The sequence below is a fragment of the Winogradskya humida genome (genome assembly GCF_016862215.1).
GTDB classification, from domain to species: domain Bacteria; phylum Actinomycetota; class Actinomycetes; order Mycobacteriales; family Micromonosporaceae; genus Actinoplanes; species Actinoplanes humidus.
The window spans coordinates 67334-81867 of sequence record NZ_BOMN01000029.1; the positions used below are offsets into that span (position 1 = coordinate 67334).

Sequence of the window (14534 nt, forward strand, 5' to 3'; positions counted from 1 at the left end):
TCATCACCGCTCAGGAGTAACCGCCATGACGGAAGCGATCGGTGTCACGGGGCTCGTGAAGAGCTTCGGGCGTACCCAGGTGCTCAATGGTCTTGATCTGCACGTCGAGGCCGGCGAGGTGCACGGCTTCCTCGGGCCCAACGGCGCCGGGAAGTCCACCACGATCCGGATCCTGCTCGGCCTGATGCGCAGGAGCGGCGGCGACGTGCGACTGCTCGGCGGCGACCCCTGGTCGGACGCGACCGCGCTGCACCGGCGGTTGGCGTACGTTCCGGGCGACGTCACGCTCTGGCCCACGCTCACCGGCGGCGAGGTGATCGACCTGCTCGGCCAGCTGCGTGGCGGCCTCAACCGCAGACGCCGCGACGAACTGCTCGACCGCTTCGACCTCGACCCCCGCAAGAAGGCCAGGACCTACTCCAAGGGCAACCGGCAGAAGGTCGCCCTGGTCGCGGCGCTCGCCTCGGACGCCGAGCTGCTGATCCTCGACGAGCCCACCTCCGGCCTGGACCCGCTGATGGAGGAGGTGTTCCGCCAGGTTGTCCTCGAGGAGCACCGGCGCGGCGGACGGACCGTGCTGCTCTCCAGCCACATCCTCACCGAGGTCGAGGCGCTCTGCCACCGCCTGACGATCATCCGCGAGGGCCGCACGGTCGAGACCGGCACCCTCGCCTCGCTGCGCCACCTCACCCGGACCACCATCGACGCCGAACTCGTCGGTGCCGTCAACGGCCTCGGCACCCTGCCCGGCGTGCACGACCTGCGCGTCGACGACCACCACGTGACGTTCGATGTGGACACCGAAACGCTCGAACCCGCCCTGCGCAAGCTCATCGACGCCGGCGTCCGCAGCCTGACCAGCAAACCACCCACGCTCGAAGAGCTCTTCCTCCGGCAGTACGCGCGATGACCGGCACCGGCACCCTCATCCGGCTCATTCTGCGCCGCGACCGCGTCCTGCTACCCCTCTGGGCGATCCTGGTGGCCCTGATCCCCGCCGGCTACGCCAGCTCCTTCAAGGGCCTCTTCCCCACCGCCGCCGACCTGGCCGGATACGCCCGGGTCAGCATGTCCAGCCCCGGCTTCATCGCGCTCTACGGCCCGCTGCGCGGCGACAGCCTCGGCGAGATCGTCGCGTGGCGAGCCGGCTTCTTCCCCGTGATCATCGGCCTCATCAGCCTGCTCACCGTCATCCGCCACACCCGCACCGAGGAGGAGGCGGGCCGCACGGAACTGATCGGCTCGGGCATCGTCGGCCGGCACGCCGCTTTCGCCGCAGCATTGATCACCACCGTCGGCGCCAACCTCGTGCTCTTCGCCATCATCAGCGTGACGATGATCGGCCAGGGCCAGCCGGTCGGCGGGTCGGTGCTGCTGGGGTTGTCGTTCGCGTTGTCCGGCTGCGTTTTCGCTGCTCTCGGCGCGGTCACCGCTCAGCTCTCCGGGTCGGCGCGCACCGCCCGGTCCATCGCGATCGTCGTGCTGGGGGTGGCCTTTGTGCTGCGGCTCGCCGGCGATGTGGACACTGGCGTCTCGTGGCTGTCGTGGGTCTCGCCTATCGGGTGGGTTCAGCACGTTTTTGCGTACGGTGAGAATGACGTCTTGCCGCTTCTCCTGGCGCTCCTTCTTGTTGCCGGTCTGGTTGTCCTGGGCAGCGTGCTGGTGTCCCGCCGCGACGTCGGCGAAGGGCTGATCGCCGCGCGGCCCGGCCCCGCCACCGGCACCATCAGCGGCCCGATCGGCCTGGCCTGGCGATTGCACCGCGGCGTCCTGACCGGCTGGATCCTGGGCTTCGCCGCCCTCGGCCTCGTCTTCGGCGGCGTCGCATCGAGCATCGCCGACCTCGCCGCCGACAACTCCGACCTCGCCGCCATCTTGCGACGCCTCGGCGGCAACAGCTTCCTCGTCGGCATGATCGCCGTCCTCGGCCTGATCGCCGCCGCCTACGGCGTCCAGGCCGCCCTGCGCCTCCGCGACGAAGAAGCCACCGGCCACACCGAAGCGATCCTGGCGACCCCCGTTGGCCGGCTGCGCTGGCTGGCCAGTCATGTGGTGTTCTCGCTACTCGGTCCGGCTGCCGCTCTGCTGGTCGGCGGTCTGCTCTGCGGGCTCACCGCGGGAGGCCATCAGCTGGCTACGGTCCTCGGCGCGGCTGCTGCTCAGCTCCCGGCGGTGTGGGTGCTGACTGCGCTGACGGTTCTGCTCTTCGGGGCGTTTCCCCGGCAGGCGTCGGCGGCTTGGGGCGCGGTTGCGGCCTGCTTCCTGATCCTGATGATGGGGGCGGTGCTGGGGCTGGACCAGTGGGTCCTGGACCTCTCCCCGTTCACCCACGTCGGCCACGGCCTGTCCGCCACACCATTTGTCACCCTCACCGCGATCGCGGCGGTCCTGGCAACGGCCGGCACGCTCGCCTTCCGCCACCGCGACATCCCCTCGGCCTAGTGTCCTGAGTCGGTAGTTGCTTGTCAGTGCGGTCCGGGTGGATCACCGCTTTCCCTAACCACCCACCGGCCGCGCCCGAGTTGTCGCAGTCCATGCCGCGAGGCTGAATGTTGCGCCGGACACCGGGATACGAGAACTTTCTGCGGTGCTGCTCCTCAAATCCGGTCAATCACGTCTGACGGAAGAAAGTATGCTTCATGGCCAGACGTGATTGGCCCACGCTTGACACCTGACGCCGCAGAAGATTGCGGCATAGCCGGTTTCGGCGCAACTTCGTGCCTTTGGCCAGATCCTGCTGCCCTCGCCGCCCACCGCAAACGGATCAAAGACTCAAACCACGCTAGATTCCCCCGCGACTGGACTCTGCCGCGGCCCGGAGTCTCGCTGCGGCCCGAAGTTTCGCCGCAGGCTTTACCGCGAGCTTGACTCCGCCGCGGGCCGGACCCTGCCGCGGGCTAGATTTCGCGGCGTCGGCGGAGGACGTGGTAGGCGACTGCGGTGGCAGCCGCCGCGGCGACGATGACCGTGGCGGCTACCGGGTGGAGATCCTTGGAGAGGCTCGGGGCGCGGTCCGGTCCCACCGCCCAGAGGACCAGCGCGGCGAGGTAGGCCGCCGTGAGACCGCCCGCCCACCAGCGCAGCGCCCGGAGCCGGGCATTACGCAGCACGCCGTCAAGATCCTTGATGACAGACGGCCTCCAGGTTGATGCCGTGCGGATCGAGCACGAACCCACCGAAGTAGTCAGCGTGATACTCCGGATGAACAGCCGGCGCCAGCAGGTCCTTGGCCCCGGCAGCGAGGGCCGCCTCATAGAAGGCAGCGACGTCCGAACGACTGTCGACAGTGAAGGCCACGTGCATGTTGGTCCCGACCGTGCCACCGTCGATCAGCCAGAAGTAGGGCTTCACGTCTGCCAACCCGAAGCCCGTCATCGCAGTCGGCTGGTTCGGCGTGGCATTCGGCGGAATCTCCAACATCTTGGTGATCCCGACACTCGCCAGCACCGGCTCATAAAACGCCACAGCGGCAGCCAGATCCGGCACGGCAACGTTGAGGTGATCAATCCTGGACCCAGAACGGTCAAGCGTCATACCACTAGATTGCCCACCATTGCGGACACCGAGTGACCGCTATCCGCCCGACACACCTAACGCTGCCTGCCGAGCCGAGGCTTACGCCCAGAACCGATGGGCACCACCCGTGCAGTGACCTGGTCCGGCTCGATCGCGGTGTAGTTGGCGGCTCTCAGCTCAAGGACAGCGCTGGTCGGATCCCGGCGAATGGCCGCACGAAGTCGTAGTGCAGGAGCTGGGCGCGCCCGAGCCTACGCAGTTCGGTTCCGAGCACGACCTTGCCATCCGGTCGTTCGATCACGCCTGCTATCAAAAAGTCTGCTTTGACCGTAGCGCGGCGCCGGCAATCCCGCGATCCGCCGACAGGCCCACTGCCGGCCACTGACGCACAAGACCGCTGTTCAACATGGCGACAGCCGCTCGGGCCGGAGACTTTGTCCTGTTTCGGACAGCGCATCCGCATCGGTTGTCAGAGCAGGGAGATCTCGGCCAGGCCGGTGATTTCGAGGAGGCGGCGGATGTGCGTGGGACCTGGACGAGGGCCAGTTGGTAACGGTCAGACCTGGGTGAATCCGATCTCCAGTAGTCCGGCTGCGGCGCGGTAGTCCGCGGCGCGGTGGTCCAGGGAGAGAGACCAGTGGTGGCCTACGCCGGAGGCGCTCCAGGCGTCGACCCATTCTCCTGGGTCACGGCCGAAGTCGACGCGGCTGGTGGTGTTGCCGATGGCCAGCAGGGGGCCGGGGACGACCGTTCCCTCCGCGGCGATGAAGGACAGGGAGCCGTCGCGGTCCTGGCCGAGGCCGAGCAGGGTGACCGGGCCGGGGCGGACGTCGAATTCGACGCTGACTCCCCAGCCTCGTTTGCCGTGGTAGACGCCGAGGCCGCGCAGGAGGGGCTCGCGGGAGCTGACGGCGAGGTGGGCCGGGCCGTCGTGGCCCATTTCGACGACGTTGTCCTCGAAGTTGAGGGCTTGGAGCTCGCAGAAGGAGCCGCCCGCCCCTACCGCCGCGGTGGCGAGCTGCGCCACGGTGGTGCGCAGCTCGTATTCGCCGGTGGTGGGGATGCCTCGGGCGGTGAGCAGGGAGGCGCCGAGGATCATGCCGGCGCCGAGGCGTTCGTGTTGTTCGCCGTCGAGGCCGCGGTGGTAGTAGGCGAGGCTGTCGAGGTCGAAGTCGGCGACGAGGCGGTCCAGGCCTACCGATACGCGGGCGCCCCACGCGAAGTCGTCCTCGTTGACCGTGTCGTCGAGGGTGAAGATCTTGCGGACTTCCTGCATCCGGTCGCTGACTTCGGCGTCGGTGACCTTCTCCACGCGTACGCGCAGATCGTCGAATTCCAGGACCTCGACGTGTGAACCGAAGGTCGCGGGCAGCAGGGTGAGGTCCGTGGAGACGTCGAGCATTCCGGGGTAGAGGTGGCCCATCAGGCCGTGCCGTGCGTGCCGTAATGCCGCGCGGACGTGGGCGGCCCGGATCCATTGGCCGATGCGTTCCCAGGCGGATTCCTGGCGCAGCCAGCCGGAGACCGAGCGGAACGGGATGCCGGCTCGGCGGAACGTGTTGCCCATTTCCGGGACGGGGCACTGGCCGCAGTAGGCGAGCCATTCGCCGGTGCCGAAGGTGGCGTGGTCCATCTTCTCGGTCGGCTGCAGATCGATGATCAGTACGGGGGTGTTGGTCCGTTGCGCGATCGGCAGCACCATCGAGGCGGTCAGATAGGTGGCCAGGAAGACGACGATGAGGTCGCAGTCGGCGAGGCGGAGTTTCTCAGCGGCGACCGCACCTTCCTGGGCGTCCGAGATGAAACCGGCGTCGATGACATCGGCGTCCATCTCCTGGAACCGCTGCGACACGTAGGCCGCAGATTCCTGAAGTTGCGGAAGCAGATTGGGGAACTGCGGCCAATAGGTGCCGAGTCCCCCGGCGACCAGTCCGACGCGGGGCTTACTCAACGGAACCTCCCAGGAGAACGACGTGCAGATTGCGGGGGCCGTGGACCCCTTCGACGCGGTTGAGTTCGATGTCGCTGGTCGCCGACGGGCCGCTGATCCAGGTGAGCGGGCGGCGCGGGTCCAGGCGGGCGATGGCGTCCGGCACCGAGGCCACGATCTGGTCCGGACGTACGACGCAGATGTGCAGGTCGGGCAGGAGCGAGATGCGGCGCCGGCCCTGGTCCGGGGAGCCGTCGAGGACGATCGTGCCGGTCTCGGCGATGGCCACGGTGGAGGCGGTCAGCACGGCCTCGGCCTGGTATTCGTCGTCGACGATCGTGGCACCGGACGGCACCCAGGAGGGGTCGAGGCCGGGGGGCAGCACGAGCCGCCCGGGATTCAGGGAGGCAACGACGCCGGCCACGTCGTCGCTGCGGTGCACCACCGCCTTGTAGTCGACGAGCCGGTCGATGAGCAGCTCGATGTCGGGCTCCTGGCCGGCGGCCGGGCGGTAGTCCCGGGTGACCTCGGGCACGGCGGTGTCACCGAGGGCGGCCTTGATGCGGCCGAGGATCAGCTCGCGGCTGCTCATCGCTTGGCCCACCAGTCGCGGAACGTCTCCGCCGGCGGTTCGGGAAGGTCGCGGGAGGCCGTCCAGCCGTTCAGGGGCGGGGGCAGCTTCTTCGCATGTCTGCTCAGCTTCGCGGCATGCTGCGCGCGGGTGTAGAGCGCAGGATGATCCATTGTGTACGCCACAGCGCCGAACGCCGCCTTCTCCGCACGCGGGTGCGGCACCTCGTTGCGCAGGTGCACCAGGATCGACGGGATATCGATCTTCACCGGGCACGCGTCGAAGCACGCACCACACAGCGACGACGCGTACGGCAGCGAGGCGTTGTCCTCCACCCCCGTGAGCTGCGGCGACAGGATCGCACCGATCGGCCCCGGATACACCGACCCGTAGGCATGCCCGCCCGTCCGCTCGTACACCGGGCACACGTTGAGGCACGCCGAGCACCGGATGCAGTGCAGCGCCTGCCGCCCCACCTCGTCGGCGAGCACCGCCGTGCGCCCGTTGTCGAGCAGCACCAGGTGGAAGTTCTGCGGCCCGTCGCCGGGGGTGACCCCGGTCCACATCGAGGTGTACGGGTTCATCCGCTCCCCCGTCGACGCCCGCGGCAGCAGCTGGAGGAAGACTTCAAGATCACGCCAGGTCGGCACGAGCTTCTCGATGCCCATCACGGTGATCAGGGTTTCCGGCAGCGTCAGGCACATCCGCCCGTTGCCCTCGGACTCGAGCACGGCCAGCGTCCCGGTCTCGGCGATCGCGAAGTTGGCCCCCGAGACCGCGACCTTGGTGCTGAGGAACGTCTCACGCAGGTAGCGCCGGGCCGCCCCGGCCAGCTCGGCGGGTTCGTCGGTCAGCGCCGGGTCCACGCCGGGCATCTCGCGCAGGAAGATCTCGCGGATCTCCGCGCGGTTGCGGTGGATCGCCGGGACCAGGATGTGGCTGGGTTTGTCGTTCCCGAGCTGCACGATGAGCTCGGCGAGGTCGGTCTCTACGGCGGCGATCCCGGCCGCTTCGAGGGCCTCGTTGAGCCCGATCTCCTGGGTCGCCATCGACTTGACCTTGATGACCCGGTCGTGCCCGGTGGCCTTCACCAGGTCGGTGACGATCTCGTTGGCCTCGTTGGCGTCGGCGGCCCAGTGCACGACGCCGCCGGCCGCGGTGACGTTCGCCTCGAGCTGGTCGAGCAGCTCGGGCAGGCGGGCCATGGTGTTGGCCTTCAGCGTCGAGCCAGCCTCGCGCAGCTCCTGCCAGTCGGGCAGCTCACCGATCACCGCACCGGACTTGCGCCGGATCGTGGTGGTGGCGTGCCCGAGGTTGCGGCGCAGCTGTCCGTCCTGCAGCGCCTTGTGGGCTGCCGCCGGGAACGGTTCATCGCCACGCAGGTTGCCCACCCCACGCGGCGCGGTCGTCGGCATTCCGAGAAACGTGGTCATCAGCTCTCCTCCGACGAGGACGACGTGGAGGCGAGGATCTCCGCGAGATGGACCGTACGCACGCCCGAGTCGAGCCGGGACAGCCCGCCGCCGATGTGCATGAGGCACGACGAGTCGCCCGCCGTGCAGACCTCGGCGCCGGTTTCGAGGACGTGACCCATCTTGTCGGCGAGCATCGCGGTCGAGGTGTCGGCGTTCTTGATCGCGAACGTGCCGCCGAACCCGCAGCACTGGTCCGCGTCGGGCAGGTCGACCAGGTCGATCCCTCGCACGTTGCGCAGCAGCCGCAGTGGCTTGTCCCCCACCCGCAGCATCCGCAGGGAGTGACAGGTCGGGTGGTACGTGACCCGGTGCGGGTAGTACGCGCCCACATCCTCGATGCCGAGCACGTCGACGAGCAGCTCGGACAGCTCGTACGTCTTCGAGCCGACATCCTCCGCCCGTGCGGCGAGTCCCGCGTCGCCGGCGTTGCGGGCCACCATCGCGTGCTGGTGTCGCACCGAGCCGACGCAGGACCCGGACGGCGCCACGATCACGTCGTAGGGGGCGAAGGTGCGCACGTGGCGGCGTACCAACGGCAGAGCTTGATCCTGATATCCGGTGTTGACGTGCATCTGGCCGCAACATGTCTGGCCGGGCGGGAAAACCACTTCGTGGCCCAGCCGCTCGAGCAGCTGGACGGTGGCCTTCGCCGCCGCCGGGAACATGGTGTCGGCCAGGCACGTGACGAACAGGGCGATGCGCACGTCAGCCTCCCCACCGGCGCTCGACTGCCTGCCACGCTGCCTCGTCGCCGCGCGGCTCGTAACGCACGATGTGCTGAGTCTGCCGCACCAGGGCCCGCAACGCGCGCAGGTCTCCGCTGATCGCGCCGGCCGCGCGAGCCTGGACCAGAACGTTGCCGAGCGCCGTAGCCTCGACCGGGCCGGCGAGGACGGGCAGGCCACAGGCATCGGCGGTGAGCTGGCAGAGCAGTTCGTTCCGCGCGCCACCCCCGACCACGTGCACGGCGCTGACCGATTTTCCCGACAGATCCGAAGCCTGCCGAATCGCCTTCCGATGCGCGAGCGCCAAGCTGTCCACAATGCATCGGACAGTCTCCACGCGCGTCAATTCTCGTCCGATTTGTCCCGCCACCCGTCGCGCCATGTCCCCCGGCGCCAGAAAGATCGGGTCATCGAGGTCAACTACCAGGGCGCGGGGTTCGAGGTCACTCGCCGCCGCCAACAAATCAGAAATGTCGGAGTCGGGCCACTCTCGGAGACACTCCTGCAAAGGCCACAATCCCATGACGTTCCGGAGATATCGAATTTTTCCGTCGACGCCGCCCTCGTTCGTGAAGTTGGCCAGGCGCGAAGCCTCGGTCAGCACCGGAGCGTCGAGTTCAACCCCGACCAAAGACCAGGTCCCACACGATATGTACGCGAAATCGTCGTCACCCGCCGGCACCCCGACAACCGCCGAAGCCGTGTCGTGCGACCCGACCGCGATCACCTCCGGCGTCCCGATCCCGACCGATGGCAGCACCGGCCCGATCACCGAACCCGGCGCCCGGAGCGGCGCGAACAGGCCGGGCTCGATCCCCACGCGCTTCATCAGCCCGGTGGCCCATTCCCCCGAGCGCAGATCGAGGAGCTGGGTCGTCGAGGCATTGGTGACCTCCGCCCCCGCGACCCCGGTCAGCCAGTAGGCGAGCAGGTCCGGGATCAGCAGCATCCGCCGCGCGGCGCTCAGCTGGGGCGACCCGGCGGCCGCCACCAGCTGGTAGATCGTGTTGAACGGCAGCTTCTGCAGCCCCGTCGCGCCGTAGAGCTCCGGCTCGGGGATGAGCCGGCCGACCTGCGCCGCGATGCCGTCGGTCCGCGCGTCCCGGTAGTGGATCGGGTTGCCGAGCAGCGCCCCGCTCTCGTCCAGCAGGCCGTAGTCCACGGCCCACGAGTCGATGCCGATCGCGTCGACCGGCCCGGCCCTGCGCAGTCCTTCGAGGACACCGCGGTACAGCGCGAGGATGTCCCAGTGCAGCGTGCCGCCGACGCTCACCGGCTCGTTGACGAACCGGTGCGCCTCGGTCAGCGTGAGTTCGCCGGGCCCGACCTCGCCGACCATGACGCGCCCACTGGAAGCGCCGAGATCGACGGCGGCGAAACGGGCCGCCCCGCCTGAGGCCGCCTTTGCAGCCGCCGCAACCCCCGTCACCGCAGGAACGCAGCCGCGACGCCCGCGTCCACCGGGACGTGCAGGCCGGTCGTGTGGGACAGCTCGCCCCCGGTCAGCACGAAGACCGCGTTGGCCACGTGCTCGGGCAGCACCTCGCGCTTGAGCAGCGTGCGCTGGGCGTAGAACTCGCCGAGCTTCTCCTCCGGCACGCCGTAGACCGCGGCACGCTGCGCACCCCAGCCGCCGGCGAAGATGCCCGAGCCACGGACCACGCCGTCCGGGTTGACCCCGTTGACCTTGATCCCGTAGGCGCCGAGCTCCGCGGCGAGCAGCCGGACCTGGTGCGCCTGATCCGCCTTCGCAGCGCCGTACGCCACGTTGTTCGGGCCGGCGAACAGCGAATTCTTGCTGGAGATGTAGACGATGTCGCCGCCCATCCCCTGTGCGATCAGCACCTTGGCGGTCGCCTTGGAGACCAGGAACGAGCCCTTGGCCATCACGTCGTGCTGCAGGTCCCAGTCGCCCTCGGTGGTCTCCAGCAGCGGCTTCGAGATGGAGAGCCCGGCGTTGTTCACGACGAGGTCGATACCGCCGAAGGCGAGCACGGCGTCGCGTACGGCGGCAGCCACCGCTTCTTCGGAGGTCACGTCGGCCTCGACCGCGACGGCGGCGTCAGGCCCGCCGATCTCAGCCGCGACCTCGGTGGCGCCCGCGAGGTTACGGTCGGCGACGATCACGACGGCCCCCTCGGCGGCGAGCCGCAGCGCGATCGCCCGGCCGATGCCCGAGCCACCCCCGGTGACCAGCGCGATCCGGGTGGCGAGCGGCTTCGGCTTCGGCATCCGCTGCAGCTTCGCCTCCTCGAGCGCCCAGTATTCGATCCGGAACTTCTCGGACTCGTCGATCGGCGCGTACGTGGAGACCGCCTCGGCGCCGTGCATCACGTTGATGGCGTTGACGTAGAACTCGCCGGCCACCCGCGCGGTCTGCTTGTTGGCACCGAAGCTGAACATGCCCACGCCGGGGATCAGGACGATCGCCGGGTCCGCGCCGCGCATCGCCGGGCTCTCGGGCGTGGCGTGCCGCTCGTAGTAGCCGCGGTAGTCGTCGCGGTAGGCCGCGTGCAACTCCTTCAACCGCGCTTCGACTTCTTCCAGCGGTGCGTCGGGCGCGGTGTCAAGGACCAGAGGCTTCACTTTGGTACGCAGGAAGTGGTCAGGACACGACGTCCCCAGCGCCGCCAGCTCGGGCATCCGCTCGCGAGCCACGTAATCGAGCACGACCGGCGAGTCGGTGTAGTGGCCGACCTGCGCCCGGTCGGTCGACGCGAGCCCCCGCACGATCGGGAAAAGCGCCGCGGCCCGCTCGCGCCGGACGTCCTCGGCGAGCGGCTCGTGCGCCAGCGCACCGAACGGCTCTGCCCGCCCGTGCTCCGCCAGATAGGCCGCGGCGGTGTTGATGATCTCCAGCGACCGTGCCTCGCACTCCTCGCTGGTCGTGCCCCACGCGGTGATCCCGTGCCCACCGAGGATGACGCCGATGGCCTGCGGGTTGGCCCGCTGCACGGCGGCGATGTCGAGGCCGAGCTGGAAACCGGGCCGGCGCCACGGCACCCACAGCACCTTGTCGCCGAAGATCTCCTTGGTCAGCGCGGGCCCGTCGGCGGCGGTGGCCAGCGCGATGCCCGCGTCGGGGTGCAGGTGGTCCACGTGCGGCGCGTCGACCAGGCCGTGCATCGCCGTGTCGATCGACGGGGCGGCACCGCCCCGGCCGTGCAGGCAGTAGTCGAACGCGGCGACCATCTCGTCCTCGCGCTCGACGCCGGGGTAGACACCGGCCAGCGCGCGGAGCCGGTCGAGGCGCAGCACCGCGAGGCCGGATTCCTTCAGCGTGCCGAGGTCACCGCCGGAACCCTTCACCCAGACCAGCTCGGTGGGCTCGTTGGTGACGGGGTCGGTCTCCGTCGCCTTGGCCGAGGTGTTGCCGCCCGCGTAGTTCGTGGTGCGGGGGTCCGCTCCGAGCCGGTTGCTGCGGCCGAGAAGATCGCTGACTGCCGGGTTCGCCATGAGTGTCCTTCACGTCGCCTTCGTGAAACGTTTCACAGATTGCGAGCAGGTTACGGCCGCAACATGCGCGGGGTCAATAGCCCGGCGGGTAAACGATGGGTTCTGAAACGTTCTTAGTAGGACCTAGCGCGGGCCACCGTGGAAGCCCGTGCGACCAGCTCCGGCACGAACGTCAGCTGCTGGTGCTCGTGCGCCGGATTTGTCGCTTCGTCGAGCACCAGACCGGCGGCGGCGCGGCCCAGCTCCTGACGCGGCTGGCGCACCGATGTCAGCGGCACCGCGGCAGCCGCGGCGAACTCGATGTCGTCGAAGCCCACGATCGCCAGCTCTTCCGGAATCCGCAGGCCGGCGCCGATCGCCTGCTGGAGCAGCCCCAGGGCGAGAAGGTCGTTGGCGCAGAACGCGGCGGTCGGGCGGCGCCGCGCGGGCAGCCCGGCCAGCCGCTCCCCCGCGGACCGGCCCTCCGCGACGGTCATCTCGGAGGTCGGCAGATACGTCAGGTCGTCGGGCTTCATCCCCAGCTCGGCCCAGACCTGGCGAGCGCCTTCGAGCCGCTCGCGCACCTGCCCGATGCTCTCCGGGCCACCGATCACCGCCACCCGGGTGTGCCCCTGCTCGACCAGGTGCTCGACCGCGATCCGGCCACCCAGAACGTCATCCACGGCCACCGAGCAGAACGCGCCGCCCTCGCCGACCCGGTCGACGATGACGACCGGGATGCCGCGCTTGGCGATGTCGGCGAGGTGCCGCGCGCCGGGGTCGACCGGGGTGATCAGGATGCCCTGGACCCGCTGCTGCATCAGCCGGTCGAGGTGCACCTCCTCGCGGCCGGAGCGCCCGTTGCTGTTGCAGATGAACAGCGAGAGGTCCGAGTCCTCCGCCGCCATCTCGATGCCCGCGGCCACGTCGTGGAAGAACGGGTTACTGCCTTCGAGCATCACGTACGCGAGGGTGCGGCTCGTTCCCGCGCGAAGCTGCCGGGCCGACTCGTTGCGGACGAACCCGAGCTCGGCCATCGCCCGCTCGACGCGCTCGCGAGTCGCCGGGCTGACGACCTCCGGACGGTTCATGACGTTCGAGACGGTGCCCAGCGAGACGCCCGCGGATGCGGCCACGTCCTTGACCGACGGGCTCCTGCCAATCGCCACTGTGCCCCCTTTGAAACGTTGAAGTCGCATCGTACGCGACCCATTAGCACCGCCAGGTCCGTGTTTCAGCAAGGTTTCTAATTGAGCCTTGACATGTGTGATCGCAGCCACCTACTTTCGTCACATCGGCGTCTGAAACATTTCAACCCGCCCCAGAATCTTTTCCTCTGTTTCCGCTGCGGGCAAGCAAGGAGGTGGCCGTGAGCGCGTTGCTCCAAGTCCGCGACGTGAGCAAGTCATTCGGCGCGGTGGCTGCCGTCCAGGGAGTCAGTTTCGCCCTCGAGTCCGGCGAGGCGCACGCGCTCGTCGGCGAGAACGGCGCCGGCAAGTCCACCATCGTCAAGATGCTCGCCGGGGTGCACCGGCCCGACACCGGCACGCTGCTGGTCGACGGCGAGGAGGTCACCTTCACCGGCCCGGCCGACGCCAAGGCAGCCGGCATCGCCGTCATCTATCAGGAGCCGACGCTCTTTCCCGACCTGTCCGTCGCCGAGAACATCGCGATGGGCAACCAGCCGCTGACCCGGCTGCGCCAGATCGACCGCAGGACGATGAACGCGAACGCCACGCGGCTGTTCGCGCGGCTCGGCGTGCAGATCGATCCGACCCGCCCGGCGCGGGGCCTCTCCATCGCCGACCAGCAGCTCGTCGAGATCGCGAAGGCGCTGTCGAGCCAGGCCCGCGTACTCATCATGGATGAACCGACCGCGGCCCTGAGCGGTGTCGAGGTTGACCGGCTCTTCGCGGTCACCCGGGCGCTGCGTGACGAGGGCGCGGCGATCATGTTCATCTCGCACCGGTTCGAGGAGATCACCGCGCTCTGCCAGCGCGTCACGATCATGCGCGACGGCAAGCACGTCTGCACCGAGCCGGTCAGCGAGCTGAGCGTCGACGACATGATCCGGCGGATGGTCGGGCGCGACCTGAGCGCGCTCTACCCCAAGCAGGACGCCACGATCGGCGAGAACGTGCTCCGGGTGGAGGGGCTCAGCCGCGCGGGCGTCTTCCGCGACATCAGCTTCGAGGTCAGGGCCGGCGAGATCGTCGCCCTGGCGGGGCTCGTCGGGGCCGGCCGCTCCGAGGTCATGCAGGCCGTGTTCGGCGTCGACAAGTACGACAGCGGCACGGTCACGTTCCTCGGCAAGAAGCTCAAGGGCGGCAACCCCCGCGCGTCGATGGCGGCGGGCATGGGCCTGGTCCCCGAGGACCGCCGCCAGCAGGGCCTGGTCATGGAGCTCTCCATCGAGCGCAACGTGACGCTGCCCCGATCCCGGGCGCTGGCGAAACTCGGGCTGCTCTTCGGCGGTTCCGAGCGCCGTGAGGCCGCCGAGTGGACGAAGCAGTTGCAGACCAAGTTCGGCCGGCTCTCCGACCCGGTCGGCACGCTCTCCGGCGGCAACCAGCAGAAGGTCGTGCTCGCCAAGTGGCTGGCCACCGGCCCCAAGCTGCTGATCGTCGACGAGCCCACCCGCGGCATCGACGTCGGCACGAAGGCCGAGGTGCACAGGCTGCTGTCGTCCCTGGCGGCGCGCGGGCTCGCCGTCGTCATGGTCTCCTCCGAGCTCCCCGAGGTGCTCGGCATGGCGGACCGCATCGTCGTCCTGCGCGAGGGCCACATCGCCGCCCAGCTGACCAGAGAAGAAGCCACCGAGGAGAGCGTCATGTACGCGGCAATGGGTGCGGCATGATCGCCTGCACCGAACTTCACCTGGC

12 protein-coding genes are annotated in these 14534 nt (G+C 69.2%); 3 read left to right on the forward strand and 9 right to left on the reverse strand.

Annotation, left to right across the window (positions count from 1 at the left end):
- Positions 1 to 25: 25 nt before the first annotated feature.
- Together Ahu01nite_RS12525 and Ahu01nite_RS12530 are read left to right on the forward strand one after the other, a co-directional pair.
- Positions 26 to 910 (forward strand): ABC transporter ATP-binding protein, encoded by an 885-nt coding sequence (locus tag Ahu01nite_RS12525; RefSeq protein ID WP_203836648.1) that lies wholly within the window; start codon positions 26 to 28, stop codon positions 908 to 910.
- The gene (locus Ahu01nite_RS12530) at positions 907 to 2442 is read left to right on the forward strand and encodes an ABC transporter permease (RefSeq protein WP_203836649.1); all 1536 of its coding nucleotides are present in this window, start codon (positions 907 to 909) and stop codon (positions 2440 to 2442) included. Before Ahu01nite_RS12525 ends, Ahu01nite_RS12530 begins: the two co-directional genes overlap by 4 nt.
- 455 nt (positions 2443 to 2897) lie before the next feature.
- Here Ahu01nite_RS12530 and Ahu01nite_RS12535 read toward each other — a convergent pair whose 3' ends face one another.
- The 9 genes from Ahu01nite_RS12535 to Ahu01nite_RS12575 form a co-directional block, all read right to left on the reverse strand.
- Positions 2898 to 3110, reverse strand: coding sequence for a hypothetical protein (locus Ahu01nite_RS12535; RefSeq protein WP_203836650.1), 213 nt, complete (start codon positions 3108 to 3110; stop codon positions 2898 to 2900).
- Positions 3111 to 3114: 4 nt separating this feature from the next.
- A complete protein-coding gene (locus tag Ahu01nite_RS12540) occupies positions 3115 to 3534 on the reverse strand; it encodes a VOC family protein (RefSeq protein WP_203836651.1) in 420 nt (139 codons plus the stop codon).
- A 538-nt stretch (positions 3535 to 4072) separates the two neighbouring features.
- Entirely contained in the window at positions 4073 to 5467 is a 1395-nt protein-coding gene (locus Ahu01nite_RS12545; protein WP_203836652.1) for an L-fucose/L-arabinose isomerase family protein, read from the reverse strand.
- Positions 5460 to 6038 carry a LutC/YkgG family protein gene (locus tag Ahu01nite_RS12550; RefSeq protein ID WP_203836653.1) on the reverse strand — a complete coding sequence of 193 codons (579 nt, stop codon included), beginning with the start codon at positions 6036 to 6038 and terminating at the stop codon, positions 5460 to 5462. The genes Ahu01nite_RS12545 and Ahu01nite_RS12550 overlap by 8 nt, the downstream gene beginning before the upstream one ends.
- Positions 6035 to 7450, reverse strand: a complete 1416-nt coding sequence (locus Ahu01nite_RS12555; protein ID WP_203836654.1) for a LutB/LldF family L-lactate oxidation iron-sulfur protein — start codon at positions 7448 to 7450, stop codon at positions 6035 to 6037. Before Ahu01nite_RS12555 ends, Ahu01nite_RS12550 begins: the two co-directional genes overlap by 4 nt.
- Positions 7450 to 8196, reverse strand: coding sequence for a (Fe-S)-binding protein (locus Ahu01nite_RS12560; protein WP_203836655.1), 747 nt, complete (start codon positions 8194 to 8196; stop codon positions 7450 to 7452). Before Ahu01nite_RS12560 ends, Ahu01nite_RS12555 begins: the two co-directional genes overlap by 1 nt.
- Before the next feature lies 1 nt (position 8197).
- Complete coding sequence (locus tag Ahu01nite_RS12565; RefSeq protein WP_239158801.1) at positions 8198 to 9646, reverse strand: rhamnulokinase; 1449 nt, start codon at positions 9644 to 9646, stop codon at positions 8198 to 8200.
- Complete coding sequence (locus tag Ahu01nite_RS12570) at positions 9643 to 11673, reverse strand: bifunctional aldolase/short-chain dehydrogenase (RefSeq protein WP_203836656.1); 2031 nt, start codon at positions 11671 to 11673, stop codon at positions 9643 to 9645. Before Ahu01nite_RS12570 ends, Ahu01nite_RS12565 begins: the two co-directional genes overlap by 4 nt.
- Positions 11674 to 11786: 113 nt before the next feature.
- Positions 11787 to 12821, reverse strand: coding sequence for a LacI family DNA-binding transcriptional regulator (locus tag Ahu01nite_RS12575; protein ID WP_239158802.1), 1035 nt, complete (start codon positions 12819 to 12821; stop codon positions 11787 to 11789).
- Positions 12822 to 13021: 200 nt separating this feature from the next.
- Between Ahu01nite_RS12575 and Ahu01nite_RS12580 the strand changes: the two genes are divergently transcribed.
- Positions 13022 to 14509: a sugar ABC transporter ATP-binding protein gene (locus Ahu01nite_RS12580; RefSeq protein ID WP_239158803.1), complete on the forward strand. Its 1488-nt coding sequence runs from the start codon at positions 13022 to 13024 to the stop codon at positions 14507 to 14509.
- The last annotated feature ends 25 nt before the right edge of the window (positions 14510 to 14534 follow it).

Bases quoted from the DNA above. Each gene is read 5' to 3' on its own strand.
- Ahu01nite_RS12525 (WP_203836648.1), top strand. From the start codon at position 26: ATGACGGAAGCGATCGGTGTCACGGGGCTCGTGAAGAGCTTCGGGCGT.
- Ahu01nite_RS12540 (WP_203836651.1), bottom strand. From the start codon at position 3,534: ATGACGCTTGACCGTTCTGGGTCCAGGATTGATCACCTCAACGTTGCC.
- Ahu01nite_RS12555 (WP_203836654.1), bottom strand. From the start codon at position 7,450: ATGACCACGTTTCTCGGAATGCCGACGACCGCGCCGCGTGGGGTGGGC.
- Ahu01nite_RS12570 (WP_203836656.1), bottom strand. From the start codon at position 11,673: ATGGCGAACCCGGCAGTCAGCGATCTTCTCGGCCGCAGCAACCGGCTC.
- Ahu01nite_RS12550 (WP_203836653.1), bottom strand. From the start codon at position 6,038: ATGAGCAGCCGCGAGCTGATCCTCGGCCGCATCAAGGCCGCCCTCGGT.
- Ahu01nite_RS12530 (WP_203836649.1), top strand. From the start codon at position 907: ATGACCGGCACCGGCACCCTCATCCGGCTCATTCTGCGCCGCGACCGC.